This window comes from Streptomyces albipurpureus (assembly GCF_023701525.1).
Taxonomy (GTDB): Bacteria; Actinomycetota; Actinomycetes; order Streptomycetales; family Streptomycetaceae; genus Streptomyces; species Streptomyces albipurpureus.
Genome location: NZ_JAMQAW010000125.1, coordinates 1 through 16,265, shown reverse-complemented (window position 1 = coordinate 16,265; position 16,265 = coordinate 1). Strand labels below are relative to the sequence as shown.

Below are 16,265 nucleotides of genomic sequence, written 5' to 3'. Positions count from 1 at the left end.
GGGGCCGACACTTGTTGACCTGGTCCTTTGTCGGTGATCATGGGGGTTTTTATTCAGTTGTGTTGGGAGGGGCGGCGAGTTGGGAACGCTGTGCCTCCGTCAGTTTATCGGTGGGCGGCGGGGGACCACCGTGACGTAGATACAGCCAGCCACGAGTCGCTGAGGCTGGCTGTCAGTCGATCGGCGCCGCCGTGATGGTCAGGACGCTGTCGTGGACCCAGTACAGGACGATGGCGTCGGGGAACGTGACCACGCGCCGGTCCTTGGTCTGCGGGCGTCCCGGGGCCTGCTCCGAGCCGAGCCCGTACGGGGAAGCGGCGAGCCGGGTCTTCCCCGGCTTCCCGCCGCCCTCCGACGAGCTGGGCGGAGACCTGCCGTACCCGATGGACCGCGTCGAGCGGGCGCTGTTCGACGATGTCATGGGGGCGGGCATCCGGATCACAGACCCCGCCCTCGCCACCGCGCTCCGGCACACTATGCGCCTGCTGGAGGACACGGCCGACGCGGCCGGCCTAGTGCGCTCGCTCCTCGACCGACCCGCCGAGGAGTCCCCCGGCGGATCGTCTCCCGCCCGCACCAACCAGAACCGCCAATGCGGCCGTCTGACGGCCGAACAGGCACCGCCTCGCCCAAGGTGACCAGCGGAAGTTTCAAAAATCCCACCCGGAATGAGGGCCACCCCCGCAGCGCGGGGCCGATCGATGCACGGCGGCATGCGATGTCCCGTCCGGGCGCATCTTGTCGCTTGGCAGGACGGCAGCGCTCCGTTCCGGGCCTGCTCCGCAGGTCAGGTGCGGTGTGGGTATTCGCGGCTCAGCGACAACATCAAGTGGGACGATTCCGAGGAAGTCGACCTGAGCGACATCGTGTTGTGGATTCGGTCCCCTCCGGCGTCCGCCGGACTTTGCCTCTGCACAGGTCAGGGGCTTGCCGGGCGGCAATTCCTGATGGAACGGGACAGCCGATGAGGAGTGAGGGGGTTTCGGCAGGAGAACCGCCCGTCCCTCCGGGCTGGCCCGGCAAGCATCCACGAGGGTCCTTGTGGGCAGAAACGACCGACCCGAGCGGCTGGCGGGCCCGGGAGTGTGGGTCAGTGGCTGTGGAGGATGCGGACTGCGGTGACGATCAGGTCGAGTCTGTTGGTGACGTAGTAGCGGACCACGGCTCCGGCGATGGTCGCGGTGCGGCGGTCGCGCTCGCGGGGGTTTCCGGCCGGGTCGGATCCGTGGCCGTACGGGTCGGCGCCGAGGGTGCGGGCCATCTCCTTCTCGAACCGGGCCCGGTAGTCGCTGGGCATGGCTTTGCGGGACGCGGCGGCGAGGCCGCTGTACTCGATCCGGTAGCGGCTCACCGCTCACCGCCCCCGGCGTCGCCGCTGCCGAGGTCGTCCTGGGGGATCGAGCCGCTGTGGTCGCCGGCCTTCAGCCGGGCGATCACCTCGTCCTCCTCGGCCAGCGCCTCCGGCGGCAGCGCCCAGTCCGCGAGTACCTGGGGCAGCTTGGCCGCATGGGTGTGGGCGATGACCAGGTCGAACTCGGCGGCCCGCTCCGGGGAGAGCGTCGCCCTGATGCCCTCTATCGTCGCCGGGATCTCCACGAGCTCACCGCCGATGACGGTGGTCCACGTCCCGGCCTCATCTACCGACTGGCTCATGACCTGGTCTCTCTCTCCCGACGCCACTGTCTTGCACCCGGTCACGCTACGCCGCCCGGAGCCCGGCCCGGCAGGGCGCGAAGAGGGCACACACGAACGACCGGGCCTCGCCCGCTCTGTTGATCACCGGATCGGGTGAAGGGCCGTTGTCGGGGCGACGGCCTCCGTGAACGCTTCCTCCGGCTCGCGACGCCGGATGAGAGCCCGGCTCTGGCGTTCTGCGGCGGCACGGATACGCAGGTCCATGTCGTTGTCCGGGACGCGTCGGTGCTCGTGGTGCGCGGCGAGCGCGCGGTGGTAGCCGGCCGACGCGGTCTCTCGGGTACGCGGAGGCCCTGTGGGCGCTGCCGTCCGGACCGGCGCAGCCGGGTCGGCGGCCGTTGCCGAAGCGGCGGTGACAGGGCCGGGGGCCAGGACGCGGACCGTGCGCACCGCCTGCTTCCCCGCCGCCCGGTTGGCGGCGGCGAGGATCCGGGCCGTCTCCATGCGGGCCTTCGTCGCCCAGGCCGCGGAGTCCGGGCGCAGCGTCAGCTCGCCGGTGTCCGGCTCGTACCCGACCGCCGCGATGTGCCCGGCGAGGTCGGGAGCGATGGCCGCCCACCGCTCGCGCAGCGCGCCGCCGGCGGCCGGGAACTCCCAGGCCCGCTCGGCGATCAGCGCGCCGATCGCCGCACCGAGGCCCATCGGCTCGCGACCGTCGCGCCGCACCGCCGTACCGTTCCGCGGTTTCTTCTTCGCCTTCTGGCCAGCGCCGTTTCTTCGGGCCGCCTCCATCGCGGCCCGCAGCGCGACCCGGGCCAGGTCGACCCCGGACACCTCCTCGCTCATGCCTGCCCCCAGGTGGTGTAGCCGAGATTCAGGTGCCCGAGGCCGGACAGGCGCTTCACCTGGGCGACGAACGCCCGGGTGAACAGGCGCTGCGCCGACGGCTCGCCGTACCGGTCGATGTGGTCGTGGACGAGCTGGTGGTCGGCGGCGGCGCGGTTGCGCCAGTCCAGGACCTGCTCGCGGGTCAGGTCCTCCAGGACGAGCTCCTGCTCCTGGTCGACGTCGACCAGGCCGGGCGCGACGACCGGACGCGGCGCGGGCACCGGCGCGGCCGGGACATCGGCGGCCGGCCGCGCCGCCGCGGCTTCGGCACGGGCCTGGGCTGCGGCGGCCTGCCGGGCGCGGACCTGCTCCCACTCGGCCTCGCGGATCCACGCCTGGGCCGTCACGTCCTGGTGGAGCCGCCGCGCGGTCGCCGCCCGGCGCACCGCCTCGGAGGCGTTCGGCATCGAGGCGTCGACGGCGGCGGCCACCGCGCGGCGCTGCGCACGGCGGTCGGCCTGCCGGTCCTCGCACCGCGGGCAGTCCTGCCCGGAGTCGAGCAGCACACGGTCGTCGCACCGCACGTCGCCGCACCGCTGCCGCTGGGGCAGGGCCAGGCCGATCAGCCAGCCCACCGGGTCCTTGATCGGCCCGGCCAGCCGCATCTGCTCCTCCAGGCGCCGGGCGACCCGGTCGGCGAGGACCTGCGGAGCGTCCGTACGGCCAGCGAACCCGACCACCCGCTCCAGCTCACTACGGGCGGCGGCCTCCACCAGCTTCCGGGCGCCCTGACGCTCCAGCCGCGCCCACACCAGGTCGACCGGAGCCAGGACGGCCCGCAGATCCTCCGGCGGCAGAGGCACCCTCCCCCGCTGCTGCCTGCCCTGGCCTGCACCGTTCACGACCTGCACCGGAGCACCGGCCACCGGCCCGCAGCCCATCCCGACTTCGACGATTGGGGACTTCTTCGGCTGTTCCCCGCGGAGCGGGCCGCCGTCCTCGCGTACGCACGCGCGGTCCGGCAGACCAGGGTTCCCACCACGGCCTTCGCCGGAAAAGCCACAAGAGAGCTCAACTTGACCAACCGGAGTAACCACAGAAGCGTGGAGAGCGTGGTGCTGTGCAGTAGCGGCGAGGTCTGCCGATCCGGCCATCCCGTCCTGTCCGGCACCCTCGATCCCAGTAGCCACAAGGGTTTCGCCCATCCCGTCCGGCTCAAGATCTCCGGATGCAGTACTGGGGAGGTCTGAAAACACGGCATCCGCGACCCGGCGCGCCTCCCGCACGGCCACACCGTGGGCCTCGGCGACCGGCACTAGACGCACCCGCGACTTCGCGTTCAGGCCCGAGCCGGTCTCCTTGCGCACCACGTCCGCGACGCCGTACCCCTGGAGGCGCTTGAGCACCTTTGCCCCGGCCGCCGCCGTGCAGCCCAGCAGCCGCGCGACCGTCGCCGCCGGACGCCCGCGGCCGGTGTCCACCGAACCGGGGCACAACTGCAACCAGCCCGCCGAACCCGTCGTGAGCACCATCAGCAGCAGCCCGAGCCGGTCCGTCGCAGCACCCCGGCCCGTACGACCGGCGAGCAGCCCTGCCGGAATCGGCGGCTTGTCCTTCGGCTCCCACCCCGGACCGAACAGCACCTCGATCAGGCTCAGCAGCACCGCCAGCTCCGAGCGGGACAGCGCCAGCGCGTGCCGCCGGTCGCCGGCCTGCTGCGCCCGGTACATCGGGATCACCCAGCACTCCAAGCCCGTCGCGTGCCCGAAGGCGTTCGTCGCGACGTTCGAGCCGAGGAACCCCGCGCACCGCAGCTCGGGCAGCACCGTGTGCGCGATCGTCGACTGCGACACCCCCAGCCACCGACCGAGCTCCGCCGCCCAGATCGACGCCTGATAGTCGTCGGACACCTTCGACTTCGCCGTCAGCACCACCGACGCCAACCGCGCGCCGTCCGACGCACCGGCCAGCGCCGGAGACGACACCAGCGCGCGCACCGCGGCGAACAGCCGGGCCCGCATCGTGTCGGTTAGCTGGAGCGGGTTGCCCAGCTTCAGGGGAACGGCCGGCCCGGCCTGAGCCGGAACCGACCGCAGCCGACGGCGCGAAACCCCGCCAGCGAACTTCGTGCGAGGGCGCGGGAGCGCGGCGGCCGGTGCCGCCACGGCACTCATCGACCCACCGCAACGGCCGGAGTTGTCTGTGCCGTCATCGGACGCCTGTACACGCCGAAACGGGAACCCCAATCCTCAGCAGGCAGAACCCGCGTCTCGTCATCCATCCGACGACCCTGCACCGGGACACCTGGGAACAGAGGCCGCTCAGCCCCGATTGCCGTTGGCGCTCCCGCCAGGCGGGCAGGGATCTTGGTGCGCGTCCCGTCAGGCGGGACGACTCCCTCGCGGGCGCTGTCGTCGACGCGGTTGTTGATGATCTCCGTGAGCGGGTGCACGAGCGGGGCGGCCGACGCCGCGATCGAGCCCTTCGAGACCACTCCGAAACCGCTGCTCTTGTAGCTTCCTACCGGAAACCCCACTTCCGGTACGAACCGGAAAAAGACGGATGAACCGTACGTCGATCCCGTCACACGGGAGGACCGCCGCGCTTGAATCGGGTTGAAACGGACAGGGTCAAGCTGACAGGGGGACACCACTTCAGGCACTATGAGAACGACCTACCTTCCATATAGCTGAGCCGACCCGAGCCCTTCGGGGCTGGTTGGCCAGATGTGCGGATGTGCCGGGTAAGCCCCCTTCGTGAGAAGCGGGCGGACTCCGACCGGGTGGGGGGAGATTTCTCCTCCCCTCCCGGTCCTGCACCGCGAAGCCCCTGTGGTGGGGGCCCGCGGGTCATGCAGATCGGTACGGATGTGGCTGTGGTGGCCGCACCGGATCGTTGGTGGCCCTGATTAGGGGCCGTGTTGTAGTGAGCGGCTTGATCGCCGCAGCTCAGGACCAGCACTAACTGGGATCTGAGCGCCCGACACGGGGCTAAAGAGCCCGGTGATCGGAAGACGGGCCGCGCGAGGCCAGCGGGAGGTTAGTCCGCTTCTTGGCGCGCGTGGCCGATGGCCGTTAGGTCATCCCGACCCCCCTACGGAGGCCGGCGTCGGCATGTCCTCATTCGGCTCCGTGGCTTCGGGGAACCGCTCCGCGAGCCGCTTGAGCAGGTGAATGTACGCCTGTCGCTGCGGGCGCCGGGGGTTGCTCTTCCCCAGCTCCCACCGCACGACGGCAAGACGCTTCACGCCCACCGCGTCCGCGATCTCCTGCTGGGTGAGGTTCGCAGCGAGGCGCAGTTGACTGCGCACGCGCGGCGGCGGCAGGACGTCGTCCAGGCCCTCCAGTAGGGCGTCGACCCGCTTCAAGCGGTCCGGGTCGGACATAGCGCAGGCTCCCATGATCGATTGATCTCCGAAACATACACCATTTGATCTCCGGCGGGGGTCCGCTGCTACCGCGAGCGTCGATGCGTTCAACGCGACTCTTCCTCGCCCAAGCCCGGCAGGTGGGAGTTGGTCGCCTTCGCGGCCGCCGCCAGTTCGGGCAGCTCCACCACGGTCACTCCGGCCTCCACCAGCTGTTCGTAGCCGACGCAGTCGTCGACGAACAGGCTCGGCTCGCGCCAGGCGATGACAACGCGCGGGATGCCCGCCTTGAGGATCCGCCGCGCGCAGGGCGTACGAGAAGCGCTGCGCTGGGAGCAGGGCTCCAGCGTGCTGTAGATCGTTGCCCCCGCGAGGCGCGGGTCATTCTGCGGGAGTTGGCCGAGGGCGACTTCCTCCGCGTGCTCGCGGGGGCCGGTCGCCCGGGAGTACCCGGACGCCAGCTCGGTGCCGTCCTCGCCGACGATGACAGCCCCCACCGAGTAGGCGCTGGCGGCCGGAGGGCACAGCGCGGCGAGGTCGATCGCACGCTGTATCCAGCGCAGGTCCTGGGCTCGGTCGGGCGCGTACATCAGGCGGTGCGCTCCTTCGGGGCGTAGCGGACGAACACGACGTCCTCGATCGCGCGGATCTCCAGGACCTTCATCCGAGCGGTCGACCCGCCCGGGTAGTCGGCGGTGCCCAGGAAACGGACCGCCTCTGGCTGACCGACCAAGAGCGGCGCGATGGCGAGGTGCACTTCGTCGGCGAGGTTCTGCGCCATGAGCTGGGTGTGGATCGTGCCGCCGCCCTCGACCATGAGCCGACCGACGCTGCGGCGCCCGAGCTCATCGAGGACCAGGCCCCAGTCGAGCTCCGGGCCGACACTGACCACATCGGCCAGATCGCCGAGGGTGGCGCGCACCTTCTCCAGCGCGCTGTCCGTCGTGACCGCCAGCTTGGAGCCGCCGTGGTGCCAGAATTTCAGGTCGGCGGGGAGGTTGCCGCTCGCGGTGACCGTGACCTTGAGGGGGTACTCCGGCTTGCCGTCAGCGATGCGCTGAGCGCGGCGTTCATCGCTGTTTACCAGCAGACGGGGGTTGTCCCGCCGCATGGTGTTCGCGCCGATCAGGATGGCGTCGGACTCCGCGCGGACCTGGTCGACGCGGTCGAAGTCGGCCGCGTTCGACAGGCGCAGTCGCTCGGGGCTGGTGTCGTCCAGGTAGCCGTCGACCGACATAGCAGCGGAGAGGATGACGTACGGACGCGTGGTCATTCGGTGTGATCCGCTTCTTCTCAGGATTCGTGGGTGAGTAGGCCGTCGAAGTGCGCACGGAACTCTGCGACCTCGGGCTGGCGCTGCCAGGGGACCAGCGCCTTGTCGAGACGGGTGAGCTCGCGGACGATCCGGCCTGAACCGGTGTCGGTGGCCACGGTCAGGGCTTGAAGACCGACCGCAGCCGCTTCGTCTGGGGCACCAGCACCAGCGTGGGCCACAGCGGCCCGAGCCATGTAGACGCCGCGGTCGCGGTGGTAGCCGTCGGGCAACGACTGAATGGCGCTGGTGAAGACCTCCGCAGCCTCCGCGTGCTTGCCCAGCACTTCCAGGCCCTGCGCCCGGTGCACCTCCACGTACTGTTCGTTCAGCCACACGCCCCACGGGGTCGTGTCGCCGGAGACGCGATCGAGAGCGTTGCGCACGTCGTCGATGGCACGCTCGCTGTCGGTCGACTCGCCGCGCAGCGCGTGACCGTACGACTCGTAGGTCCGGGCGACGGCGGCCAGCCGGCTGCGAGGACGGGCCATCCGCTGTGCGGCTTCGGCGAGGTCGACGACGTCGACCAGGTCGCGCATCTCGCCAGCGAGCTGTGCCTTGCGGGCCATCACGTACGAGGTCAGGTCGCCGTCTCCGACGGTATGGCTCCACTGGAACGCCCTGTCGAGCCAGAACTGGGCGCTGTCGAAGTCACCCAGATCCTGGTAGAGCCAGGAAGCGAACTCCGCGTACTGCGTCTGGAGTTCCATGAGGGCGTGACGGTCCGTGCCCTTGGCGTCCTGGCGCAGATCCTTGATGATCTCGATGTACTCGCGGGCGGTCACGACGGCTCGGCTGGGTCCGAGAAGGTTGTCGTTGTCGATCAGCAAGCGGCGGGCGCGCTGAAAATGCTCCACCGGCGTGCCGCTGTAGGCGGCAGCCGATCGTGCGGGCCGTCTCAGGCCCGGCAGCGCGTTGGAACTTGCGGCTGCTGGCGTTCCTACGCCCAGCGCAGCCGCTGCACCGAGCCCCATTCCGCCACGCAGCATCGCGCGTCGATCGAGCGCCACAAAGACCACCGATCCATCCCGTAGACGAGCGGGGACAAAGATCCCCTCATGATCAGACGCTGCCTGCTGGGAGGCGGCTGTGGCCAGCCCAACCGACGCTTCGGATACATGGGGGGTCGAAACGGATACAAGGCCGGATGCGGATACAGCCGACCCGATCCGCTCCCACTGGTCGACCAGGATGCCGCCGGCGCGGAGCAGCGAGTCGATCAGTTCGACCTCTGCCCGGTCCTTCGGAGTCCTGTCACCGTTCTCCCATTTCTGCAGCTTGGAGTGCGACATGAAGGCTTTGTCGGCCAGCCCTCGCAGAGAGAGCCGACGGACCTTCCGGAGTTCGCGAAGCGTGTAACCGAAGCGGTGCTGGGGCGACTGCTCCGGTGTCAACGCGTTCGGCTGCTGGCCCACTTGGTGCCTCTCCATGTCTCCACTCGGTGTATCCGGCGGCTGGATACACGGCTGATCTGGAACTCAGACCCCGACCGGGCCTACAACTTTGCTAACGAAGTTGGCCCCACCGGAGAGGGATGGCGATGCGCAACGAGACGCACGGAAGGACGTCAGCCGCCGCGCCCCTTCTCGATCTTTTCGAGGCGAGCGGACAGGTCGGCTACCTGCTCCTCAAGTGCCCTGAGGGCGCGGGCGGTCGAGTCCTCGTTGGTCTCGGTGGCCGTGTCCGTGATGAAGGATCCGCGGCCCTGATGGGAGTAGATGAGCCCGGCTGTGCGCAGCTCTGTCAAGGCTCGCTGGACGGTGCCGGCCGCGACGCCGTACTCCTCTGCCAGCTCGCGTGTGCTCGGCAGTTTCGTCCCGGCGGTCCAGAGACCGGAGCGGATCTTGTCGCGGACATCCTGAACGATTCGCTGGTACGGCTGCACGGCCTCGTTGCTCATGAGCGACATCGTAGGTCGACCCCCTCGCCTTAGCTAGCTTCCATAGCTTCCTCAATCAAGCACTTGACACGCCCCCGACTGTATCAGCTAAGTTAGATATGTCGATAAGGTGAAGCGGGGCGGCAAAGCCCCCACCTGCCACTTCCGCCGGGATCACGCAGAGCCCGAACCTCGAAGGGAGCACCACCTCATGAACGTCACCCGCCGCCCCGCCGCCAGCCTCGCCACCGAGCACTTCGACACGGAGACCCAGGAGCTGCTGGACGCGATCGACGTGGCGCTGCCGGATTTCGGCGACATCGACCTGGACATCGCGTTCGGCACGCCGCTGGAGATGTACGCGGCGGGCCCCCTTCCCCACGAACGGCTGGACGGCCTGGACATCACCGCCGCCGTCGCTGCGATCGAGGCCCGCGAGAACCGAATGCTCGCCGCCCGTGACATCGCCGATGACCCGACCGCCACCGAGCTGGTGGGTGAGCGCTTGGTCGACGTGCTCCTCCCCTACGCCGTGCAACTGCGCATCACGCGGCCGGACACCGTCGCCGCGCCCTTGCCGTTCGCTGCCTAGCTCCAGCCGGGTCCTCACGGACCCGGCTCCCCCACCCGGAACCGCCCCTGCGGGCGGCGCCGGATGAGGGAGCCGGATCTTGCTCCCTACCAACACAGACCGACCCATCGTCGGCGGGCCACGCCAGGAGCGAGCCCAGAGACGAGAGCAGGCGGAAATGCCCGGAGGGCCTCGGAAGAGGTCTGAAGGAAGCGTTCGTTCCTTGAGAACTCCATATGGGATATCCGGGCACTACGACTAGCCGGCGCCTCCGAGTAAGAGCTGCGGAGGTGCCATTAGGTGAGTCCTCTGGTCAACCCGGCCCGGTTCGCAGGGGATGCGGACCGCCAGCCCGCAGGCGAGATGCGGGACAGGCAACTGCGACAAGCCAGCCCTGCCGCGTGCGACTTCCGAACGCACCTTTTCCCATGCCGCCCTCCACCGGGCGGACAAGTGATCCGACGCGCGGTGAGACAAGGGTCGAAGATCGCGGGCCCCGTAGGAAGCAGTACGACCGGTTCAAGTCCGGTCCGGGGCGCTGCGGCACCCAAGTGCCGCTCGGTGCCGGGCATCTGCCCGCACCCGAAAAGGCAGCGCCGCCCGGTGATTGCCCAGGTCTATCCACCTGGGCCCGGGCGGCGCGCTACAGGACAAACCGCGAAAGGAATACCTGTGCAGACGATGATGTCACGGCCGGGTACGGCCGTCACCACCTTCTCCGGTGAGCCGGAGCCGCAGCATGAGCGGCCCACCAGCTTGCCGCAGCCCCCGCTCCCCCACCCCTCCCTCCGCGCCATCGGTGTGCGGGCCGGGACGATCGAGGACATCGAGCGTGAGGACCAGGACACCTGGCTCGAACCGCACGACGACGACGCCTTCCACCAGCTGGTGCAGCGCCTGGTCGAGGATGGCGATCACCACGCGGCCCGGCTCGGCCGGCGCGCGCCGCGCACCCTCGCGGAGATGAGGGCCCGGATCAACCAGCAGGCCGGTGTGGCGTGCCCGGCCTGCCAGGGCACGGGCGGGAAAACGGTCGACACGAGCTCCGGCGGCGTGACCCGCAAGACATGGCAGTCCTGCACCTCGTGCAACGGGCTGGGGGTGCGGTGATGCGTACCCGACGCCTCCTCCCCCGTCTTCTCGGCACGTTGGGTTGGCAGTGCTGGATGTGCAAGACCCAGGTGCCGGACTACATGAAGCGCTGCCCCCTCAACCACTGACCCGGAAGGACACCGCATGTTGACCCTTCGTCGCCTGGTCCAGGCCCTCAGGTCGTGGACGTGCCCAGAGTGCTCTTGCGTCAACAACGACAGCGCCGACTGCTGCGCCTACTGCCTCCCGGACGACCTCTGATCCCCACCCCGATACGGGCCGCTCGGGCCGCGCAGCACGCTGCGGCCCGGGCGGCCCGTCTTCATGGCCTGGCGCACCCGGTCACCCGCGCCTTGTTGGAGGCCGCCGCTGCGGCGGCCTCCGCGGTGTGGGATGCCGGGTACCGCGTCGCCTCGATCCATTCCGCGCCGAAACGCATAAGGACACACCGTGTCTGACGATCTGTACGACCGCTATTTGGCGGCTGGCCGCCGCGTCACCGACCACCAGCAGAACTGCCCCGTCTGTAGGGCTGAGCAGCGTTGTGAGGCGGGTGACCGGCTCTGGAAGCTGTTCTCCCGCCTCCAGGACGCCTACCTGAAGGACCGCAAGCGCTGACCTGGCGGGTTCCTGCGGAGCGCTTCTCTTCGTGGGCGGGCGGGCACCGGAAGGTCGACCCGGCACCCGGCGCGGACATCCAGCGCCGTTCGGTACCGGGTTGGAGATCACCGGCCCGCCCCTCCCTCTATCTCTTCATTTTTCTTCCGGCTGTGCCCGATGGGGGTGCGGTCGTTCCGTGTATCACCCGTCTGTTGTGGAGGATTCCTCATGACGCGCACGATCCCGCTTCAGCATCCGCTGGATGACACTGGCCTCCCGGTCCGGCAGGTGCAGGCACCCGTCCCGGCGAAGGCCGCGCCGCCGCCTGCGGCCGCTGCTGACACCTCGCGGTACGACCACCCTCTGTTCGTCCGGGTTACGCCCGGCCAGTACGGGGGCTGGGTCTACTCTTTCGGTGCTTTCACCGGCCGGGAGGAACGGCCTGAGATGCCGGCCGCTGTCTGGGGGGACAAGGCGGTCGCCTACGAGCAGCGCCGCGAGCTCGGGCGGCAGTACGCCGCGGCCCAGGTCATGTGGTCCAAGGCCCGACTCCGTGCCCAGGCGCAGCCGTTGCTGCGTGAGGCCGCCCCGCTGTGGGAGGCATGGCAGGCCGCGCATGCAGAACTTCAGGACACCTTCCGCGCGTTCTGGAACACCCCTGACGGCCGGTGGCGGGCGCAGCTGCTGCGCTTGACCGACGCCGAGCGCGCCGCGAGGGCTGCGGCGACGGCGTGGGACAGGACGGCCAGTGAGCTGGCCTGGCGCGTCGAGGAGCAGCTGCGTGAGGCCGGGGAGGACAACGTCCTGGCGTTGACCGTCGTGGCCCGGGAGATCGGCCTGGACGCCAGCGGTTGGGAGATCGCCTGGGCCGGCGAGTACGGCCCGGGGCGGACCCCGATGGTCGAAGCCCTCAACGGTGAGATCGCCGCGCAGCGCGACCGCCTGGCCGAGGTGGCCCGCCTGGCTGGCGCCATCGAGACCGCGCAGCAGCCGGCCTGACTCCCTGGGAGGAGAACAGCACATGAAACAGGAGCAGATCCAGAACGAGCGCGAGCGCGAGCTCACCCGGGGGCAGGCGGTGATCCTGGGGGCGGCGGCCGTCCCGATGCTCATCGTCGGCGGCCTGGGCGCCTGGGGCACGTTCACGAACATCAAACGCGCTTTTCCCGAGAACGCGACCGCGCTCGGCGTGGTCGCCGCCGGTGAGGGCGCGACCCTGGTCTTGGCCCTGGTCATGGTGGGGCTGACCCTGCTGGGCCAGTCCTCGCCGCACATGGTGCGCCTCGGTTTGTGGCTTCTGCCCGCGGTCGCCTCCGGTACCGGCGCGGTCATCGCCAACGGTATGAAGGAGGCGGTTGTCAACGCGGTCACCCCGATGGCGATGTCCGCCGCGGCGGAAGGGATCGGCCTGCTGGCCCGCCGGATCGTGGTCTACCGCACCGGCGTCGACATCGAGGCCCAGCGCCGCAACGCCGCCACCCTCCAGAAGATGGCGGTGCTGCGCGCCCTGGCCGCCAACCACCCCAAGGCGCGGGCTCGTAAGCGGGCGGAGCTCGCGTCGTGGCGACTGGCCCGGAAGATCGGTGTCGGTGACGACGAGCTGGGCGCGGAACTGGTGGTCGTTCAGCGCAAGCGGATGACCAGCGGCGCCGATGGTGCTTTGGCTGGCATGTTCGCCCCGGCCGCCGTCACACCCGCCCTCACCGGATCCGTCACACCCGCCCTCGAACCGGGGGCAGGGCGCGACGCATCCGGCACACCCGCCGTCACGGACACCCGCGACCGGCACACCGGCGTCACAGCTGCGGCGGACACCGTGACGGCGGGTGTCACGCAGGTCAACGCCGATACGGATAGTGATCCGTCACGGTCGGTCGGATCCGTCACGGACCTAGAGCGTGACGCCGTCACAGCCCCCGGCACGGATACCGGCATCGTCACGGATCACACCGTCACGGTGGCGGAACCGTCCCGCACAGCCGCGACGGCCGTGACGCTTCAGGAGATCGCAACCGTGACGGGCGTATCGACTCCCGTCACGGGCGAGCGCCTCAGCGACGCGCAACTCGTCGTCGTCCTGCGGCACCTGCGCTACCGCGAGGACCCGCCCGTGTCCTACCGCCAAGCCGTAGGCGCCTTCCGCGAGGCCGGTTTCGTCGGCGGAGAAGAGCGCATCCGCCGCACCTGGGGCGCGCTGATGTCTCACGAGGAGAACGACCCGGAGGAGGACGGGGAAGAGGCCGGCCCCCGGCCCTGACGAATTTGTCCGGCACCACCAGTGAAGGCCAGCCCAGCACCTTGCGGGGCTGGCCTTCGCTGCGACTGCCGGAAGCAGCCGAGCAGCAGCAGACCCGTGTGAGCAGACCCCGTGTGAGCAGACCCCGGAGAGCAGACCCGCGTGAGCGAGGGGCCTTCCCCCGCAGACCCCGGCGAGCAGACCCGCGCGAGTGACCCGGCGAGCAGCACCCCACACCCCACCGAGACCAGGAGCAACAGCCATGAGTGACCACCACACGGCCAGTACGGCCAGCACCGAGACGACCAAGAACTCCGGTCAGGACCAGAGCCCGGCCGCCCCGGCCGCCCCGGCGGACGTGATGGACCGGGTCCAGGCCGCCCACCAGGCGCTCGGGGCGGCGGTCGTCCACCGCATCGAGACCGAGCGCAACAGCGCCTGACCCTCCGCCCCTACGTGAACCAGGGGGTGCGCCCGCCCGCTTTCCACGGCCCGGCTGGCGCACCCCCTTCTCTCCGCACTCCCAATGCGTCAACCGACATCAGGAGGCACTTCACCATGGCCTTTTTCGGCCTGATCGGCAACGACCGCCGCATGGCGGACACCACTTACAGCGCACGCGAGTCCGCGAGCGCGAAGAACGCACGCAAGCGCCGCCAGTCCCACCACCGCGGCGCCACAGTGGCGGACCGCCAGGGCCAGGCATGGGAGAACGCCGAGCGCCGCCGCCAGGACCGCAACGGCTGGTGGCGATCGTGACCACACCCCAGACCAAGTCCCAGGCCGCGCCGGAGACCGTGTCGGAGCCGAGGACGGTCATGACGCGCCGCAACCGGCGCACCCGCACAGCGGTCAAGACCGTCCTCGGCTCCCGCCACGGCATCGCCGCCTGCACCGACAACCGCGACCTGTTCGACGCGGCGGAGAACTACAGCCCCGCCCCCGCCATCCGTACCGAGGCCGCCGCCATCTGCGACACGTGCCCGCTCAAAGCGTCCTGCGGATTCCGCGTCACCACCCGCACCCTCTCGGGCGCCTCCTCCTGACCCCCTGCTTCTCCGGCCGGGCCCGCCAACCACGGGCCCGGCCCGGTCAGTCTTCTCCCTCCTTCTCTGGAGTCTCTTCGTGCTGCTCACCAGCCTGTTCATCCGCCGTCCTCGACGCCTGCGGCACCTGCGCCGCCTCGCCATAACCGCTCCGACCGCGCCGCGCACCCTCACCCGCCTCCCCCAGCGCCTCCCCCAGCACGGCACCACGCGGGTGCTCCTGGCGGGTGTGGGCGCGGACGAGATGCGGGTGCGGGTCTGGCTCCACCGCGATCAGCACGGCCGCACCGACACCGCCCACACCCACCGCACCACACACCAGCCCGGAGGTGAACCGCAGTGACCATGACTCCCGAACACCCCACCGTCACCGACCCGGCCGCCCCGGGCGAGGACTGGTGGGACTACCCCCACGGCGCCCCCACCGACACCGACCCCGACAGCGCTGCCGGGAAGGGCGGGTGCTGCGCTGCTTGCCCCATCGCCGCGGGCTGCGCCCTGGCCAGTGACTCCTACGTCACCTGCCCGGTCACCGGAGCGGCGCCGCCGCCCGCTCCCCCGGTCCGGATCCCCGCCCAGCACACCGGCGACGACACTGGCCCGGAAATGGTGGATGACACCGGGTCGGATGGTCGGGGTGTGGACCTGGCGGAGGTCGCCGGGCGCGGTATCGAGGCGGCCGCGTCGGCGGCGTTCGGGTTCGGCTGGCTCGACCTCGTAGTCGGGATCGCCCAGCGCGGCAACGCGACGGACGCGGACGGCAATCCGGTCGACTGGGGCCGTCTCCAGCTCAAGCGCAACAGCCTCTGCGCTCTGGTGGTCAGCCTGGTGCCGATCGGCGACGGCGGCCCGGCCGCCCTACGGGTCGCCGAATTCATCACCGACCACGGCATCGGCGCCGCGATCTACCCGGTCGGCACCGTTTTGGCATTCGGCCTGCCGGTGTACTTCGGCCAGTACGTGCCCGGTCTCGCCGGGGCCCTGTGTCGGGGCACCGCCCGCGCGGCCGTCGTGGTCGGCAGGGGGCTGTGGCGGTTCGCCACGTCCCGCATGGGCTGGGTCCTCACCCGCCCACTCATCTGGGCCGCCGTCTGCGGCGTGCTCATCGTCTCTTGGCGTTTCCTCGTCCACGTCCTCACAGGAGCCTGACCATGGACCTTTTCAACAACGACGTCGCGAACGGGACCTTCGGCACCCTCGCCTTCGGCGTCCTCACCGTCGTGCTGATCGTCGCCGGGTTCAATTACAAGGTCCTCAAGCGGAAGAAGACCGTCGTCCTGGTCGCTATCGCCCTTCTCGCGGTCACCGTCAACTCCGCCGGTTTGTTCGGTGAGATCGCTGGAGCGCTGCGCGGGGGGATGAACACCGCGGGTGAGAAGGCCGCCTCCGGCCTTGCCGGGGCTGAAGTCGCCGACAACCCGCCCACCACCAAAGTCACTCCCGTCACCGCGGGTGGCGCCCTGGTCGGCCTGGCGATCCTTGTCTGGTACGGCGTCAAGATCTACGCCGCCAAGGGCAAGCCCAAGGACTGGAAGGAGATGGCCGGCGGCGCCCTGATCGGTGTCTGCGCCGGAACCGGGGTGGGTTTCCTCGGCATCGCCGTCAGCTCCGCCGTCATCGTCTCCAACAACGTCGGCTTCTGGCTCGTCGGCGGATAACCCCGCACCCACCACTTGGGACTTGGGCCGTGACGGTCCCC

The 16,265-nt window shown here is 70.1% G+C and carries 21 protein-coding genes; 12 read left to right on the top strand and 9 right to left on the bottom strand.

Features of this window, described 5'->3' with window-relative positions; genetic code table 11:
• Nucleotides 1–245: 245 nt before the first annotated feature.
• Nucleotides 246–638, top strand: a complete 393-nt coding sequence (locus NBG84_RS40110; protein ID WP_250924681.1) for a hypothetical protein — start codon at nt 246–248, stop codon at nt 636–638.
• A 452-nt stretch (nt 639–1,090) separates the two neighbouring features.
• Here NBG84_RS40110 and NBG84_RS40105 read toward each other — a convergent pair whose 3' ends face one another.
• The 9 genes from NBG84_RS40105 to NBG84_RS40070 form a co-directional block, all read right to left on the bottom strand.
• Nucleotides 1,091–1,351: a hypothetical protein gene (locus NBG84_RS40105; RefSeq protein ID WP_250924680.1), complete on the bottom strand. Its 261-nt coding sequence runs from the start codon at nt 1,349–1,351 to the stop codon at nt 1,091–1,093.
• Entirely contained in the window at nt 1,348–1,653 is a 306-nt protein-coding gene (locus NBG84_RS40100; RefSeq protein ID WP_250924679.1) for a hypothetical protein, read from the bottom strand. The genes NBG84_RS40105 and NBG84_RS40100 overlap by 4 nt, the downstream gene beginning before the upstream one ends.
• Nucleotides 1,654–1,776: 123 nt before the next feature.
• Complete coding sequence (locus tag NBG84_RS40095; protein ID WP_250924678.1) at nt 1,777–2,481, bottom strand: DciA family protein; 705 nt, start codon at nt 2,479–2,481, stop codon at nt 1,777–1,779.
• On the bottom strand, nt 2,478–4,637 hold the full coding sequence (locus NBG84_RS40090; RefSeq protein WP_250924677.1) for a hypothetical protein: 2,160 nt from the start codon (nt 4,635–4,637) through the stop codon (nt 2,478–2,480). The genes NBG84_RS40095 and NBG84_RS40090 overlap by 4 nt, the downstream gene beginning before the upstream one ends.
• 905 nt (nt 4,638–5,542) lie before the next feature.
• Entirely contained in the window at nt 5,543–5,848 is a 306-nt protein-coding gene (locus NBG84_RS40085; RefSeq protein WP_250924676.1) for a helix-turn-helix transcriptional regulator, read from the bottom strand.
• A gap of 89 nt (nt 5,849–5,937) precedes the next feature.
• Complete coding sequence (locus NBG84_RS41320) at nt 5,938–6,420, bottom strand: deaminase (RefSeq protein ID WP_308312168.1); 483 nt, start codon at nt 6,418–6,420, stop codon at nt 5,938–5,940.
• A complete protein-coding gene (locus NBG84_RS41315; protein ID WP_308312167.1) occupies nt 6,420–7,103 on the bottom strand; it encodes a RibD family protein in 684 nt (227 codons plus the stop codon). Before NBG84_RS41315 ends, NBG84_RS41320 begins: the two co-directional genes overlap by 1 nt.
• Before the next feature lie 20 nt (nt 7,104–7,123).
• Nucleotides 7,124–8,572: a helix-turn-helix domain-containing protein gene (locus NBG84_RS40075; RefSeq protein WP_250924675.1), complete on the bottom strand. Its 1,449-nt coding sequence runs from the start codon at nt 8,570–8,572 to the stop codon at nt 7,124–7,126.
• A gap of 137 nt (nt 8,573–8,709) precedes the next feature.
• The gene (locus NBG84_RS40070) at nt 8,710–9,042 is read right to left on the bottom strand and encodes a GntR family transcriptional regulator (protein ID WP_250924674.1); all 333 of its coding nucleotides are present in this window, start codon (nt 9,040–9,042) and stop codon (nt 8,710–8,712) included.
• 190 nt (nt 9,043–9,232) lie between these two features.
• On the opposite strand from NBG84_RS40070, the gene NBG84_RS40065 reads away from it, so the two are divergent.
• From NBG84_RS40065 to NBG84_RS40015, 11 genes are all read left to right on the top strand, one after another.
• Nucleotides 9,233–9,613 carry a hypothetical protein gene (locus NBG84_RS40065; protein ID WP_250924673.1) on the top strand — a complete coding sequence of 127 codons (381 nt, stop codon included), beginning with the start codon at nt 9,233–9,235 and terminating at the stop codon, nt 9,611–9,613.
• 651 nt (nt 9,614–10,264) lie between these two features.
• Entirely contained in the window at nt 10,265–10,702 is a 438-nt protein-coding gene (locus NBG84_RS40060; RefSeq protein ID WP_250924672.1) for a DnaJ-like cysteine-rich domain-containing protein, read from the top strand.
• A gap of 432 nt (nt 10,703–11,134) precedes the next feature.
• Nucleotides 11,135–11,302 carry a hypothetical protein gene (locus NBG84_RS40055; protein ID WP_250924671.1) on the top strand — a complete coding sequence of 56 codons (168 nt, stop codon included), beginning with the start codon at nt 11,135–11,137 and terminating at the stop codon, nt 11,300–11,302.
• 210 nt (nt 11,303–11,512) lie between these two features.
• Nucleotides 11,513–12,283, top strand: coding sequence for a hypothetical protein (locus tag NBG84_RS40050; protein ID WP_250924670.1), 771 nt, complete (start codon nt 11,513–11,515; stop codon nt 12,281–12,283).
• Nucleotides 12,284–12,305: 22 nt separating this feature from the next.
• Entirely contained in the window at nt 12,306–13,541 is a 1,236-nt protein-coding gene (locus NBG84_RS40045) for a hypothetical protein (RefSeq protein ID WP_250924669.1), read from the top strand.
• A gap of 241 nt (nt 13,542–13,782) precedes the next feature.
• A complete protein-coding gene (locus NBG84_RS40040; RefSeq protein WP_250924668.1) occupies nt 13,783–13,962 on the top strand; it encodes a hypothetical protein in 180 nt (59 codons plus the stop codon).
• A gap of 116 nt (nt 13,963–14,078) precedes the next feature.
• Nucleotides 14,079–14,279: a hypothetical protein gene (locus NBG84_RS40035; protein WP_250924667.1), complete on the top strand. Its 201-nt coding sequence runs from the start codon at nt 14,079–14,081 to the stop codon at nt 14,277–14,279.
• The gene (locus NBG84_RS40030; protein ID WP_250924666.1) at nt 14,276–14,566 is read left to right on the top strand and encodes a hypothetical protein; all 291 of its coding nucleotides are present in this window, start codon (nt 14,276–14,278) and stop codon (nt 14,564–14,566) included. Before NBG84_RS40035 ends, NBG84_RS40030 begins: the two co-directional genes overlap by 4 nt.
• 79 nt (nt 14,567–14,645) lie before the next feature.
• Nucleotides 14,646–14,909, top strand: coding sequence for a hypothetical protein (locus NBG84_RS40025; protein ID WP_250924665.1), 264 nt, complete (start codon nt 14,646–14,648; stop codon nt 14,907–14,909).
• Nucleotides 14,906–15,715 carry a hypothetical protein gene (locus NBG84_RS40020; RefSeq protein WP_250924664.1) on the top strand — a complete coding sequence of 270 codons (810 nt, stop codon included), beginning with the start codon at nt 14,906–14,908 and terminating at the stop codon, nt 15,713–15,715. The genes NBG84_RS40025 and NBG84_RS40020 overlap by 4 nt, the downstream gene beginning before the upstream one ends.
• A 2-nt stretch (nt 15,716–15,717) precedes the next feature.
• The gene (locus tag NBG84_RS40015; RefSeq protein ID WP_250924663.1) at nt 15,718–16,224 is read left to right on the top strand and encodes a hypothetical protein; all 507 of its coding nucleotides are present in this window, start codon (nt 15,718–15,720) and stop codon (nt 16,222–16,224) included.
• Nucleotides 16,225–16,265 lie beyond the last annotated feature (41 nt).

What these genes read in the sequence shown, in the direction of transcription:
- NBG84_RS40085 (WP_250924676.1), bottom strand. Translation starts at nt 5,848, where the DNA reads ATGTCCGACCCGGACCGCTTGAAGCGGGTCGACGCCCTACTGGAGGGC.
- NBG84_RS40040 (WP_250924668.1), top strand. Translation starts at nt 13,783, where the DNA reads ATGAGTGACCACCACACGGCCAGTACGGCCAGCACCGAGACGACCAAG.
- NBG84_RS40070 (WP_250924674.1), bottom strand. Translation starts at nt 9,042, where the DNA reads ATGAGCAACGAGGCCGTGCAGCCGTACCAGCGAATCGTTCAGGATGTC.
- NBG84_RS40100 (WP_250924679.1), bottom strand. Translation starts at nt 1,653, where the DNA reads ATGAGCCAGTCGGTAGATGAGGCCGGGACGTGGACCACCGTCATCGGC.
- NBG84_RS40015 (WP_250924663.1), top strand. Translation starts at nt 15,718, where the DNA reads ATGGACCTTTTCAACAACGACGTCGCGAACGGGACCTTCGGCACCCTC.
- NBG84_RS41315 (WP_308312167.1), bottom strand. Translation starts at nt 7,103, where the DNA reads ATGACCACGCGTCCGTACGTCATCCTCTCCGCTGCTATGTCGGTCGAC.
- NBG84_RS40065 (WP_250924673.1), top strand. Translation starts at nt 9,233, where the DNA reads ATGAACGTCACCCGCCGCCCCGCCGCCAGCCTCGCCACCGAGCACTTC.
- NBG84_RS40095 (WP_250924678.1), bottom strand. Translation starts at nt 2,481, where the DNA reads ATGAGCGAGGAGGTGTCCGGGGTCGACCTGGCCCGGGTCGCGCTGCGG.
- NBG84_RS40050 (WP_250924670.1), top strand. Translation starts at nt 11,513, where the DNA reads ATGACGCGCACGATCCCGCTTCAGCATCCGCTGGATGACACTGGCCTC.
- NBG84_RS41320 (WP_308312168.1), bottom strand. Translation starts at nt 6,420, where the DNA reads ATGTACGCGCCCGACCGAGCCCAGGACCTGCGCTGGATACAGCGTGCG.
- NBG84_RS40035 (WP_250924667.1), top strand. Translation starts at nt 14,079, where the DNA reads ATGGCCTTTTTCGGCCTGATCGGCAACGACCGCCGCATGGCGGACACC.
- NBG84_RS40075 (WP_250924675.1), bottom strand. Translation starts at nt 8,572, where the DNA reads ATGGAGAGGCACCAAGTGGGCCAGCAGCCGAACGCGTTGACACCGGAG.
- NBG84_RS40045 (WP_250924669.1), top strand. Translation starts at nt 12,306, where the DNA reads ATGAAACAGGAGCAGATCCAGAACGAGCGCGAGCGCGAGCTCACCCGG.
- NBG84_RS40090 (WP_250924677.1), bottom strand. Translation starts at nt 4,637, where the DNA reads ATGAGTGCCGTGGCGGCACCGGCCGCCGCGCTCCCGCGCCCTCGCACG.